Annotated in this window: 10 protein-coding genes; 8 read left to right on the top strand and 2 right to left on the bottom strand. The window is 68.3% G+C overall.

Annotated elements, in window-relative coordinates; translation table 11 throughout:
• The first annotated feature begins 1 nt into the window (after nt 1).
• The 5 genes from ABZ942_RS10760 to ABZ942_RS10780 are packed head-to-tail and all read left to right on the top strand — an operon-like array spanning nt 2 to nt 7,575.
• The gene (locus ABZ942_RS10760; RefSeq protein ID WP_357380560.1) at nt 2–238 is read left to right on the top strand and encodes a phosphopantetheine-binding protein; all 237 of its coding nucleotides are present in this window, start codon (nt 2–4) and stop codon (nt 236–238) included.
• A complete protein-coding gene (locus ABZ942_RS10765) occupies nt 205–4,704 on the top strand; it encodes an amino acid adenylation domain-containing protein (protein ID WP_357380562.1) in 4,500 nt (1,499 codons plus the stop codon). The genes ABZ942_RS10760 and ABZ942_RS10765 overlap by 34 nt, the downstream gene beginning before the upstream one ends.
• Nucleotides 4,698–5,747, top strand: coding sequence for an ABC transporter substrate-binding protein (locus tag ABZ942_RS10770; protein WP_357380564.1), 1,050 nt, complete (start codon nt 4,698–4,700; stop codon nt 5,745–5,747). The genes ABZ942_RS10765 and ABZ942_RS10770 overlap by 7 nt, the downstream gene beginning before the upstream one ends.
• Nucleotides 5,744–6,790 (top strand): iron ABC transporter permease, encoded by a 1,047-nt coding sequence (locus ABZ942_RS10775; protein ID WP_357380566.1) that lies wholly within the window; start codon nt 5,744–5,746, stop codon nt 6,788–6,790. The genes ABZ942_RS10770 and ABZ942_RS10775 overlap by 4 nt, the downstream gene beginning before the upstream one ends.
• On the top strand, nt 6,787–7,575 hold the full coding sequence (locus ABZ942_RS10780) for an ABC transporter ATP-binding protein (protein ID WP_357380568.1): 789 nt from the start codon (nt 6,787–6,789) through the stop codon (nt 7,573–7,575). The genes ABZ942_RS10775 and ABZ942_RS10780 overlap by 4 nt, the downstream gene beginning before the upstream one ends.
• 2 nt (nt 7,576–7,577) lie before the next feature.
• Here the strand turns inward: ABZ942_RS10780 and ABZ942_RS10785 are convergent, their stop codons facing one another.
• Nucleotides 7,578–8,360 (bottom strand): glucose 1-dehydrogenase, encoded by a 783-nt coding sequence (locus ABZ942_RS10785; RefSeq protein ID WP_357380570.1) that lies wholly within the window; start codon nt 8,358–8,360, stop codon nt 7,578–7,580.
• A gap of 87 nt (nt 8,361–8,447) precedes the next feature.
• On the opposite strand from ABZ942_RS10785, the gene ABZ942_RS10790 reads away from it, so the two are divergent.
• Nucleotides 8,448–9,299 (top strand): helix-turn-helix transcriptional regulator, encoded by an 852-nt coding sequence (locus ABZ942_RS10790; protein ID WP_357380572.1) that lies wholly within the window; start codon nt 8,448–8,450, stop codon nt 9,297–9,299.
• Between the two features lie 8 nt (nt 9,300–9,307).
• Here the strand turns inward: ABZ942_RS10790 and sigC are convergent, their stop codons facing one another.
• Nucleotides 9,308–9,874 carry an RNA polymerase sigma factor SigC gene (sigC, locus tag ABZ942_RS10795; protein ID WP_357380574.1) on the bottom strand — a complete coding sequence of 189 codons (567 nt, stop codon included), beginning with the start codon at nt 9,872–9,874 and terminating at the stop codon, nt 9,308–9,310.
• Nucleotides 9,875–10,016: 142 nt separating this feature from the next.
• Between sigC and ABZ942_RS10800 the strand changes: the two genes are divergently transcribed.
• The gene (locus ABZ942_RS10800; protein WP_357380576.1) at nt 10,017–10,760 is read left to right on the top strand and encodes a zf-HC2 domain-containing protein; all 744 of its coding nucleotides are present in this window, start codon (nt 10,017–10,019) and stop codon (nt 10,758–10,760) included.
• A gap of 10 nt (nt 10,761–10,770) precedes the next feature.
• Nucleotides 10,771–13,032 (top strand): heavy metal translocating P-type ATPase, encoded by a 2,262-nt coding sequence (locus tag ABZ942_RS10805; RefSeq protein ID WP_357380578.1) that lies wholly within the window; start codon nt 10,771–10,773, stop codon nt 13,030–13,032.
• The last annotated feature ends 26 nt before the right edge of the window (nt 13,033–13,058 follow it).

Here is a 13,058-nt window from a genome sequence, read left to right on the forward strand (position 1 = left end):
GATGGAACCACTCACCTATGACACCGTGCGGGCGGATATCGCCGATGTGCTCTATCTGGAGCCGCACGAATTGACCGACACCGACGACCTTTTCGCCGCAGGACTGGACTCGGTGCGATTGATCGGATTGATCGAACGCTGGAAGTCGCGCGGCGCGGCACCGGCCTTCGTTGACCTGGCCGAGAATCCCACGGTGGCCGCCTGGTGGCCGTTGCTCGCGCCGCGGCCTGCGCCGTGAGCGAAGGGCGGCCGCTGACCTCCGCGCAGCTGGGCGTCTGGCTCGGTCAACAGCTCGACCCGACCTCGGCGGTCTTCAATATCGCCGAGTACGTGGATATTTCGGGGCCGGTGGCGGTGGATGTGCTGGTGGCCAGCATTCGCGCGGCGGTCGATGAGGCTGGGGCGCTGCATATTCGGTTCATCGAGGACGGTCCGCAGCAGGTTGTGCAGACTCCCACCTGGGCGGTCCGCGTGGTGGATGTTTCGGACGAGCCGGATCCGCTGCGCGCCGCGCTGGATCTGATGGCTCGAGACGTTTCCCAACCGGTGGACCTGACCGGCGACATCCTGTTCGCGCACATCGTGTTCCGGCTCGATGCGCGGCGGACGCTCTGGTATCACCGGGTGCATCACATCCTGCTCGACGGCTACGGCATGGCGTTGATCGCGCGACGTGTTGCCGAGCTGTACACGGCGAGCGTGATCGGAACCGCCCCGCCGTCTTATGCATTCGGGTCGTGGGACGCCGTGCTCGAGGCGGATGCCGCCTACGCCGATTCCGCGGACGTCGAGCGCGACCGCACGTTTTGGCTCGACTATCTCCGTGACCGGCCCGCGCCGGTCACCTTGTCCGGGGCCGCGCCACGCTCGACATCGGTTGCGGGGCCGACACTTCGGGAGTTCACCTCGCTGGATCCCGAGACGGTCGCACTGCTGCGTAACGTCGCGGAGGCCTCGCGCGCCAATTGGACCGATGTGCTCACCGCCGCGATCGCCGCGTACGTGCACCGGATGACCGGAGCCGACGAGGTGTGTCTCGCGCTGCCGGTCATGCTGCGTACCGGCACCCCGGCGCTGCGTGTGCCGTGCATGACGCTCAACGGCGTCGCCCTGTGGACCGACTTCGCGGACGATCCGACGCTCACGGAGCTCACCGGCCGGGTCGCCCGTCACCTGGTCCGCAGCCGACGCCATCAGCGGTACCGCAGCGAGCAGGTGCGCCGCGACCTGGGCTTGGTCGGCAGCGATCGCAGCATGTACGGACCGTCGGTCAACATCATGCTGTTCGACTACGATCTGAGCTTCGGCGATTGCACCAGCGCGGTGCACAACGTCACCGCGGGCATGATCGATGACCTGGTCTTCAATCTCTATGACCGGATCGACGGCACCGGTCCCACGCTCTACCTCGACGGTCACCCGGGTGCATATACGGCAGCCGAGTTGACCACCCACCTGCAACGCTTTACGGCGTTCCTCCGCCGCATCCTGGACCAACCGGATCAGCGGCTCGACACAGCCGACCTGCTCCTGCCCGGGGAACGAGAGTGGTTGCGCGCCAACAGCCGTGGCGTCGATCGGCCGCGGCCGGACAGCACCGTGCACGACCTGCTGGCTGCTCAGGTAGCCCGCACCTCGACGGCTACCGCTCTCGTTGCCACCGGCACGCCGCGGGCTCTCACGTATGCCGAACTGGCCGCGCGGACGCGAGAAGTGAGTGCCGCGCTGGCAGCGGCTGGTACTCGCCGCAGTGACGCGGTAGCAGTGCTGCTTCCGCGTACCAGCGACGCGATCGCAGCGCTGTTCGCCGTACTCGCCTGTGGTGCAACGTATGTACCGTTGGATCCCGGACAGCCGGCACCACGGTTGGCGCTACTCCTCGACGGTCTGATGGGCGCTCCCGATGGGTCAGCACTCGCCGCCGTCGTCACCACGACCGCGCTGGCCGTGCTGATACCCGACGCGCTACACGACCGTGTCATCCCTCTCGACGAATTGCCATACACCGCAACGACACTGGCTACTGGCGGAGACGCGCCGCCGGACGGCGAGGTTCCCGACCCGAGGAGTGCGGATCGATCCGCACCAGACCTGGTTGCCCCAGCGAGCGCCGCCGTGCCCCGCCGCGCGCATCCCCCGATCCGACTGCATCCTGAACATCCAGCGTGGGTCATTCACACCTCGGGCACCACCGGAACCCCCAAGGCCGTGGTCATTTCGCATCGAGCGGTGGTGAATCTGTACCACCACCATCGCGAGCATCTGATCGAGCCCGCGGTGGCGGCGCAGGGTGGGCGGCGGATGCGGGCGGCGCTTACCGCATCGATGACATTCGATACCGCGTGGGAAGGGTTGCTCTGGCTGCTCGCCGGACACGAGTTGCACTTCATCGATGACGACTTGCGACGCGATCCTGATCGCCTAGTGCGCTACATCCAAGACCAGCGCATCGATTTCCTCGATGTCACACCGACTTTCGCGCGCGAGCTACTGACCGCCGGTCTCCTCACCGGGGCACATCGTCCGACAGTGATCGCGCTCGGCGGTGAGGCGGCAGATCCAGCACTGTGGACCGCGCTGCGGGCCGAGCCGGGTCTCTCGGTCTACAACCTTTACGGCCCGACGGAATGCACCGTTGACGCCACCTGGACCAGCATCGACGGGCACGCGCAGCCGTCCATCGGAATTCCGGTCACCAACGGCCGCTGCTACGTGTTGGATCGAACCTTGCGTCCGGTGCCGCCAGGAGTTGTCGGCGAACTGTACGTCGGCGGAATGCCGGTTGGTCAACGGTATCTCGGCCAATCGGCGGCGACCGCGATGCGCTTCGTGGCCGATCCGTTCGATCCGAACGGCAGCCGCCTCTACCGCACCGGCGATCTGGTGCGGCGGCACAGGAACGGTCATCTCGAATACCTGGGCCGCGGCGACAGCCAGATGTCGTTGCGCGGCTATCGGATCGAGGTCGGCGAGGTAGAGGCCGCGCTTGTCGCACATCCGCAGGTCGACGCGGCGGCGGTGCGTGTCGATGCGGAGGTCCTTGTCGCCTACGTGGTGCCCAGCCCCGGCGTAGGTGAGCCCGAGGCCCAATCCCTGCGTTTACATATGGCCGGACTGCTGCCCGACTACATGGTGCCGTCGGTGTACGTCGTGCTGGATCGTCTGCCGCACACCACGAACGGGAAGCTGGACCGAGCGGCACTGCCCACGCCACCGGACGCCGAGTTCACCCAACGGCCCCCGCGTACTCCCACCGAGCGTGCGCTGGCCCGGCTCTTCGCCGAGGCACTCGAGGTCGAGTCGGTCGGCATCGATGACGACTTCTTCGCACGCGGCGGGCATTCGCTGCGCGCGGCCCGGGTGCTCAACGGCATCAGGGAAGCCTTCGGAGTGCGGTGGGACCTGCGCGCCATGTTCGACACACCCACCGTCGCCGGACTCGCCGAACGCCTCGAATCCGGTCGTGACGGCGACGAGTCGACCTGGACGGCAGCGGATCTCGAAGCGGACACGCAGCTCGACGTGACCATCCGCGCAACGGCCGAGCCACCGGCGGAGCCGCAGACAGTGTTGCTCACCGGTGCCACCGGATTTCTCGGCGCGTTCCTGCTGGCGGCCCTGCTCGAACGCACCGACCTGCAGGTGTACTGCCTGGTGCGCGCGGACGATGATCCAGCAGCGCTGCATCGCATCCAATCCGCCTTTGCCCGTTATGGTCTCGACAGCACGCCGCCGGACGGTCACACGCGCCGGATCACCGCGATCGCGGGCGATCTCGCCCTCCCCCGGCTCGGCTTGTCACCCACGCGCTACCAGGAGTTGGCCGACACGGTCGATGCCATCGTGCACAACGGCGCCCGAGTGCATCATTTCGAGCCGTACTCTCGGCTGCGTCCGGCGAATGTCGAAGGCACCGAACGCATTCTGCGTCTCGCGACCACCGGCACGCTGAAGCCGGTGCACTTCGTGTCCTCCGTCGACACCGCCTTCGCCGTCGACGGCAACCCGCCGATCCTCACCGAAGACCGGCGGGTGGCCTCGATGTCGTTGCCCCACAACGGCTACGTGGCCAGCAAGTGGGTAGCGGAGGGCCTGGTGTACGCCGCAGCCGACCGCGGCGTACCGGTTACGGTGTACCGCCCCGGTCGCATCGGCGGTCACTCGCTGACCGGAGCCTCCGGCCCGGATGACGCGTTCTGGAGCCTGATCCGCGCGATGGTAGTCCTCGAGGCCGTCCCGGACGCGATCTACGACGCGGGCACCATCGACATGGTGCCGGTGGACTGGGTCGCCGCCACCATCGCGCACCTGGTCGCGCACCGACCGACGGCCCGAACCTTCCATCTGACCAGCCAACACCCGCTGGCGTTCGCCTTCATCGTCGATGCACTGCGCGATCGCGGGTACCCGATCGCGGCTATCCCTTCCTCGATCTGGCAAGCGAGGTTGTCCGCCAGGGCGGATCGGGCGTCGGCACAGGACGACCACTCGTTGACCATTGCCCGCGCGCACACCGCCCATCTGGCACCTCCGGGCGACGCAGTCATTTACGGACGCGACAACCTCACCGATTCATCTCTCCCCCAACCGGATTCCGCCACGGCACTCGCCGCCGGAATCGACTACCTGATCCAAACCCAATTCCTCCCTGCGCCACCGGCCGTCCCGGTCCTGGCGCACCGATCGAAGAGGCACCCATGCTGATCACACGCGCGCTGCTACTGACGCTCGCGGCAAGCACCCTCGCCGTCACCGGCTGCACGACCTCGGTGACCGACGCGACGGACAACACACCGTCGTCGGCCACCGAGGGTGTCACCAAATACCCGGTGTCCCTGGAGAATTGCGGCAAGACCTACACGTTCACCGAAGCACCGAAACGCGTCGTCGTGATGAACGGCGGCTCGGTCGGCGAGGTGTCCTCGCTCATCGCCCTCGGCGTCGCCGACCGGGTGGTGGCCAACGCACAGTCCTACGGCGCCTCCGACGTTCCGGACCGCGCCGCCGCGATCGATGCACTGCCGACCGGCAAGTTCACGCCGAACGCCTTGCAGGACATCCCCCGCGAAGCGATGCTGAACCAGCACCCCGACCTGGTGATCTCCACCGGCGGTGGCGGTTTCGCCGCCGATCAGGGTTTCGCGACCCGCGAGGAACTGGCCGCCGCGGGTGCCAATACCTATGTGCCCCGGGCCAACTGCGGCGTCACCGGTGCCGTCACCGGCACACCGACGATCGAGGAAAGCTACGCCCTGCTGCGCGATCTCGGCGCCATCTTCGACGTGCCCGGCCGAGCCGAACGTCTCATCGCCGACTCACAACGCGCCATCGCCACGACCGCGGGCCGAGTCGCCGGGCAACCGAAGAAGAATGTGCTGCTGGTCTTCCCTGGTATGGGTATGGGCGACTCCTCGGACTTCTCCGCGATCGCGGCGGGCGGCATCTGGGACGACGTCATCGACAAGGCGGGCGGGGTGAACCCGTTCAACCGGGACGACGGCACCACCTTCGTGACGATCAGCAAGGAGCAGCTCGCGGTGACACCGATCGATGGGCTCATCGTGGTCAACTACCGCAGCCCCGACATCGACGCCGCCGCCAAGCGGATCCTCGAGCAGTTTCCGCAGTGGAGCGCCACGAAGACCAATAACTATGCGGTGCTGTCGGATTCGATCTATCTCGGCCCGAGCAACGACATCGCCGTGCAGCGCATCGCGAAACTCGTGCACCCCGAGCAGTTCCGGTGACCCGCAGCACTACCCGTCCACCGCTGACCGCGACGCCGCTGCCGATCGCGCTCGCCGTGTCGGCGGCGGTTTTGCTCGCCGTGATGCTGCTGTCGATCGCAGTGGGCTCGGTCACCGTGTCCGTTGCCGACACCGGCCGGGTGATCTTCGCTCATTTGTCCGGGAAGACACCGGATGTCGGCTTCACCGTCGACCAGATCGTCTGGAACTACCGGCTGCCCCGGGTGATCCTGGCCGCGCTGTGCGGCTGCGGTCTCGCGGTGGCGGGCGTGATTCTGCAAGCGCTGGTGAACAATCCGCTGGCCGACCCGTATGTGCTCGGGCTGTCGTCCGGCGCCTCGCTCGGCGCGGTGACCGTGATCGTCACCGCCGGTGGCGTACTCGGCGGCATCGGGGTGACCGCCGCGGCCTTCTGCGGCGCGATCGCGACCATCGCGGTGGTGTTCCTGCTCGGGCAGCAACGCGGCACCTTGGCGCCGACCCGCTTGGTGCTGGCGGGTGTCGCGGTGGGCTATCTCCTGCTCGCCGCGACGAACTACCTACAGTTGCGCGCCACCCCGAATGAGCTACGGACGGTGATGTTCTGGACGATGGGCAGCGTCGCCGGGGCGAGCTGGGATCGGCTCGGCACGGTCACCGTGGTCGTGCTGGTGACCGTCGCCGTCGTGCTCGCCTTCGGGCGTCGGCTCAATGTCCTGGGCACCGGGGATGAGCAGGCCACCGCGCTCGGCGTCGATGTGCGCGCGCTGCGGATCATCCTGCTGGTGCTCGCCTCGCTGCTGACCGGCGTGCTGATCGCGGTGGCGGGCGGAATCGGCTTCGTCGGCTTGATGATTCCGCACCTGATCCGCCTCGCCTTCGGCATGGACCATCGGCGGGTGCTACCGCTGTCCGCGCTGATCGGTGCCGCGTATCTGGTTGCAGTGGATCTACTTTCGCGCACCATCGACGCACCGAACGAATTGCCGCTCGGCATCTTCACCGCCGCGTTCGGCGCGCCGTTCTTCCTCTGGCTGCTGCGCCGAAACGGTGGACTGGCATGACCTCCTCGGCCGAATTGTCCGTCGCCGGAGTAAGCGTCACATTCGGCGACGCTCGGGTCCTCGACCAGGTGACTCTGCACGCACCGCCTGGCACGGTCGTCGGCATCGTCGGCCCCAACGGCAGCGGCAAGACCACCTTGCTGCGCACCATCTACCGGTCATTACAACCCACCGCGGGCATCGTCGCGATCGATGGTGCCGACATCGCCGGAATGTCGATCCGCGCCGCGGCTCGCGCAACCGCCGCCGTCCTCCAGAATGGTTCCGGCTCAACGGAACTCACGGTCGCCGAGGTGGTCGGGCTCGGCCGCAATCCGCACCATGGCCTGTTCAGCCGGGATACCGCGACCGACCACCAGGCCGTCGACGACGCCATGGCACGAACCGGCAGCACCGCCTACGCGGACCGCACCATCGGCTCCCTGTCCGGCGGCGAACGCCAACGTGTGCTGCTCGCACGGGCACTCGCGCAACAGCCGCGCCTGCTCGTGCTCGACGAGCTGACCAACCACCTCGACGTCCGAGCCCGCTTCGAACTGCTCGACCTGATCCGCACGACCGGCATCACCACCCTCGCGGTGCTGCACGAACTCGACCTCGCCGTGCGCTGCTGCGATCGACTGGTGGTGCTCGATCACGGCAGCGTCGTCGCGGCGGGCGAGGTGCTCGAGGTGATGACGCCCGAGCTACTCCGAAAGGTGTTCGGCGTGCACGCCACCGCGACCCGCCACGACGACGGCATCATCCGATTGCATTACGCCGCAAACCCTTTGGCAGAGGCCTGACGTCACGCGCGCAGGCCGCCGTCGACGCGCAGGACGGTGCCGGTCACATAGGAGGAGCGGTCGCTGAGCAACCATGCGGCGGCCTGGGCGATTTCGTCTGGATCGGCTACCCGGCCCAACGGGGTGAGCGCATTGAGACGCTCGATGACGCCCGGCGAGTCCGCCTCCCAGTCCTGGATCATCTCGGTCAGCGTGCTGCCCGGTGCGATCGCATTGACCCGGATACCTTCCGGACCGTAAGTGACAGCGGCCGATTCGGTGAGGCTGTTGACCGCCCGCTTCATCGCACCGTAAGCGGGCAGCTCCGCATTGCCCATCAGACTGCCGACACTGGAGGTGTTGACGATGGCGCCCGTGCCCGCGGTCGCCCGGATGGCGGCTATCTCGGCGACCATGGACAGCCACGGGCCCTTGAGATTCACGGCATAGACATAGTCGAAATCGGCCTCCCGCACCTGATCCATCGGACCGGACGGCACCAATGCCGCCCCGTTGTTGAAGGCGACGTCGAGCCGTCCGTACCGGTCGACGGTGTGGTCGACGGCAGCGCGCACGCTATCCGGATCGGCCAGGTCGCACACCACATAGTCGGCAGTGCCGCCCGCCGCCCTGACCTCCTCGGTCACCGCCTTCAGCTGCGCCTCCGTCCGGGCGGCGAGCATCACCTGGGCACCCTCCCTAGCGAACAGTCGTGCCGCCGCCGCGCCGATACCGCGTCCGGCGCCGGTGATGAAGGCGACCTTGTCTGCCAGTAGGCCCGCATGCGTAGTCAGTGTGTTGTCCATGGCTCCGAGCCTCGGCCCGAACGCCGAACCGAGCCAGGTACCGGCTGTACCTGGCTCCGTTCCGCGACTGCCGAGCACACTGAAGGTGTGGACAGACGAGAACTGGCGGACTTCCTGCGCAGCAGGCGTGAGCGGATCACCCCGGCCGACGTGGGCCTGCCCGCCGGGCCCCGCCGCCGCACCCCGGGGCTGCGCCGCGAGGAGGTCGCACAGCTGGCTTTCATCTCGACCGAGTACTACACGCGGCTGGAACAGGCCCGTGGCCCGCGCCCATCGCGCGAAGTGCTGAGCGGTTTGACTCGCGCACTGCGCCTTTCGGACGCCGAACGCGACCATCTGCACCACCTCGCCGGGGCACCGCCCGGCCCACCCGCCGGGCCGTCGCGCGAGGTGCGGCAGAGCATCCTCGACCTGCTGCGCCGGCTGCCGCAGGCCGCCGCGATCGTGACGTCGGCTACCTGGGAGGTGCTCGCCTGGAACGAGCTGGCGGCCGCGTTGATGGAGGACTTCTCCGCCCTGTCGCGACGCGACCGAAACCTGGTGCGGCGGACCTTCCTCGGGCCGCGCCTGCACGGGCGGCGGTTGTACGGGGTGTCGGACGCGGACACGTTCGCCCGCAGCGCGGCCCAGGATCTGCGCGCCGCGGCCGCCCGTTACCCCGACGATCCGGAGGTGAACGAGCTGGTGGCCGAGCTGCGCGCCGGAAGCCCGGAGTTCGCGCGCCTGTGGGCATCCCACGATGTGACTGCCGAGCCCACCCTGTGCAAGACCTTCGAGCATCCACTGGTCGGCCCGATCGCCGTCAATTGCGATGTCCTCGACATCGCCGACCGGGACCAGCGAGTCGTGATCTACACTGCCACCCCGGGCTCACCGACCGAGCAGGCCCTCCAGCTGCTGTCGGTCATCGGCACCCAGCGCATGGACGCCACTGCGTGAGCCCGGCGTCAGCCGTTGGCGCTGCGCCTGGTGCCGAATCTTGTTGCGGCGACTAGATCTTCGCGGCCGCGGGCCACGCGGGAGCGGACCGTGCCCACCGGGCAGCCGCAGACCGAGGCGGCTTCGGCGTAGGACAGCCCGAGCACCTGGGTGAGCACCAGCGCCTCGCGCCGCTCCGGCGCGAGATCGTCCAGCAGCAGGTTGAGTTCGACGATCTCGGTCAGCCCGTCGCGCCGCGGCACCTGCCGATCGGCGGCCGCGACCCAGTCGACGCCGTGCGCGATCTTCGGCCGCGCCACCGCCATCCGCACCTGATCGACCACGACCCGGCGCGCGATGGACAGCAGCCAGGTGCGCGCGCTGGCGCGGCCCTCGAAACGCTTGATGCTGCCGAGCGCCCGCAGGTAGGTCTCCTGGGTCAGGTCGTCGGCCCGGCCGACCTCGGTCAGGTGGGCGAGCAGTCGCCACACATCTTTCTGGGTGGCCCGGATGAAACCTTCCAGTGCCCGCCGGTCGCCACGCGCCGCCGCCAGTGCCAGGCGGGTCGTCTCGTCATCTTCGGCGGGCGTCGGCATGGTGTCGACAATAACCCGCGGCCACGGCGTCGACGGACCGGCCCGGCCGAGGTAACGCAGGTCACCACGCTGGTTTCCGTGAGCGGCGCCACCAAAATCAACCGCCGGGAACTTCGGTGTCCGAATAGACGACAATCTGGACGTGGAGTGCAAAGTGTGCCGGACGGCGCTGTCGGCCCGGATCGACGGCGAGCGCGAAACCGTGCCCGCCGCCCGGGTGGACGAGCACCTCGAGCAGTGCGCCGAGTGCTGCTCCTGGTACGTCGCCGCGGTGGAGACCTCGAAACTATTGCGCAGCGGCTCGGCGTACGCGCCGGACCTGACCGATGCGATCTTCGCCGCCGCCGAGTTGGAGCGGCCGCAGCCCTCGCCGCTGGCCAGGCTGCGCGCCGCCGTGCCGACCTCGCGCATCGCGTTGACCCGTGTCCTGCTCGGTGTGCTCGGTCTGCTGCAGTGCGCGTTGGCCCTGGCCCAGTTGGCCGGGCTCGACTTCGGCATGAGTCACCATCACGGCGCCGAGATGACTCGTCACCTGCTCAACGAGAGCACCGCGTGGAGTCTGGCGATCGGTGTCGGGTTCATCTACTGCGCACTGCGGCCGCACGCCGCCGCCGGGGTGCTGCCGGTGCTCGGTGTGCTGGTCGCGGCGTTGAGCGCGTTCGTGGTGTCCGATCTGTACTCCGGTGTGGTGCCGATCTCCCGGGTCCTCTCGCACGGACTGCTGGTCGTCGCGCTGGTGCTGGTCGTTGTCGTGCACCGGACGCGCCGCCCGGAGACCTCGCCGCCGACCCGCGACCGCGTCCCGGTCGACCTGGTGCTGCCGCCGGGCGCTCAGCTCGGGAGGCGCACCCGCCACCTCCGCTCGACCCAAGACCCCGCAGCCTGAACGGAATGTCATGACCATCGAGCTCGACTCGATCACTCGCACCGAACCGAACCGCATCTCCCTGGCCGTCACCGGGATGAGCTGCGCGGCCTGCTCCACTCGGGTGGAACGCAAGCTCAACAAGATCGACGGGATCACCGCATCGGTGAACTATGCCACCGGGATCGCGACGATCGACGCTGTCGGCGACATCACCGCCGAGCAGTTGTGTGCCGAGGTCGATGCCACCGGGTTCGGGGCGTCGCCGATTACCGACCGCTCCGAACCGATCAGCTCGGCGCCCGAGGACGCGGCGGTCAACGACCTGCTGCGCAGGCTGGTCGTCGCACTGATGGCGTTCTTCCCACTGGCCGACCTGTCGGTGATGTTCGCCACCATCCCCAGCACCCGGATCACCGGGTGGCAGCTGATCCTCACCGTGCTCGCGCTGCCGGTGGTGGTCTGGTCGGCGGCGCCGTTCCACCGCAAGGCTTTTGCCAATGCCAAGGTCGGTGCGGCGAGCATGGACACGCTGGTCTCGGTCGGCGTGATCACCGCGACGCTGTGGTCGCTGGACACGATGTTCTTGCACCCCAACCGTTCCGGGCCCGCGCCCGACGGCGTGTGGGCGGCGATCTGGGCCAGCGATGCGATCTACCTCGAAGTTGCCGCCGGCGTCACCGCATTCGTGTTGGCGGGACGGTATTTCGAGGCGAAGGCGAAGCGTTCGGCGGGCAGCGCATTGCGGGCGCTCGCCGCGCTCGGCGCGCGTGAGGTCACCGTGCTGACCCGCGACGATCGCGAAATGCGGGTTCCCATCGGTGAACTCGTGGAGGGGCAGCGCTTCGTGGTGCGACCCGGCGAGACCATCGCCACGGACGGCCTTGTGGTGTCCGGCGAGTCGAGTGTCGACGCCAGCGCGATGACCGGTGAATCCATTCCGGTCGACGTGCATACGGGTATGGCGGTGATCGGCGGCACCACCGCGCTCACCGGGCGGTTGATCGTGGAAGCCGCTGCGGTAGGCGCGGATACGAAGCTGTCCGGGATGATCCGGCTGGTCGAGCAGGCGCAGACCGGCAAGGCGCGGATGCAGCGGATCGCCGATCGGGTGTCGGCGGTGTTCGTTCCGTTCGTCTTCCTGGTGACGGCCGTGACGTTCGTGATCTGGCTGGCGACCGGCTCCGGTGCGGATCGAGCCGCGGCGGCCGCGCTGGCGGTACTGGTCGTGGCATGCCCGTGCGCGCTGGGCCTGGCGATTCCGACCGCGCTGATGGTGGCCTCGGGACGCGGTGCGCAGCTGGGCATCTTCATCAAGGGCCATCAGGCTTTGGAAGCCACCCGGGACGTGGACACCGTGGTGCTGGACAAGACCGGCACCGTCACCAACGGCGCGATGAGCGTGGTCGCGGTGATCGAGCACGAGTCGTTCAGTACGGCGGAGGTGCTGCGGCTGTCCGGCGCGGTGGAGGCCGCGTCCGAGCACGCGGTCGCGGCCGCGATCACTCGGCACGCGCGCGAAGCGATCGACGAACTGCCCTCGGTCGAATCCTTCGAGGCCCTACCGGGATTGGGCGCGCGCGGCCTGGTGGACGGCCGCCGGGTGCTGGTCGGCCGGTCGCGGCTGTTCGACGATCAGGGCATCGGCATCCCGCAGGACCTGAATCGTGCTGTCCGGCAGCAGGAACGGTCCGGACGCACCGTCGTGCTCGTCGCCGTCGACGGTGTTGTCGTCGCGGTGATCGCGGTCGCCGACACCGTCAAGGAGACCGCGTCGGCCGCGATTGCCCGGCTGCACCGGCTCGGGCTGCGCGTCATGATGTTCACCGGCGACAACGCCTACGCGGCGCAGTCGGTGGCCGACGAGATCGGCATCGATGAGGTTGTCGCCGAACTGCTTCCGGAGGGCAAGGTCGAGCTGATCGCCCGCATGCAGGAGCAGGGACATCGCGTGGTGATGGTCGGCGACGGCATCAACGACGGCGCCGCGCTGGCCACCGCCGATCTCGGCATGGCGATCGGCGCGGGCACCGATGTCGCGATCGCGGCCGCCGACGTCATCCTGGTGCGCGAGGACCTCGGCGCGGTCGCCGACGCCATCGAACTGGCCCATGCCACGCTGCGCACCATCAAGGGAAACCTGGTGTGGGCCTTCGGCTACAACGTCATCGCCATCCCCATAGCCGCACTCGGCTTCCTGAACCCGCTGATCGCCGGCGCGGCCATGGCATTCTCATCGTTCTTCGTAGTCTCGAACAGCCTGCGCCTACGCCGAGTTCGCTTCCACCACTAACCGACCGAAGGCGCCCTTCACCCCCG

The sequence above is a fragment of the Nocardia sp. NPDC046473 genome, from assembly GCF_040645995.1.
Lineage (GTDB): Bacteria > Actinomycetota > Actinomycetes > Mycobacteriales > Mycobacteriaceae > Nocardia.

Coding starts and splice junctions, on each gene's coding strand:
- sigC (WP_357380574.1), bottom strand. CDS start 9,874: ATGCCGACGCCCGCCGAAGATGACGAGACGACCCGCCTGGCACTGGCG.
- ABZ942_RS10785 (WP_357380570.1), bottom strand. CDS start 8,360: ATGGACAACACACTGACTACGCATGCGGGCCTACTGGCAGACAAGGTC.
- ABZ942_RS10760 (WP_357380560.1), top strand. CDS start 2: ATGGAACCACTCACCTATGACACCGTGCGGGCGGATATCGCCGATGTG.
- ABZ942_RS10780 (WP_357380568.1), top strand. CDS start 6,787: ATGACCTCCTCGGCCGAATTGTCCGTCGCCGGAGTAAGCGTCACATTC.
- ABZ942_RS10805 (WP_357380578.1), top strand. CDS start 10,771: ATGACCATCGAGCTCGACTCGATCACTCGCACCGAACCGAACCGCATC.
- ABZ942_RS10770 (WP_357380564.1), top strand. CDS start 4,698: ATGCTGATCACACGCGCGCTGCTACTGACGCTCGCGGCAAGCACCCTC.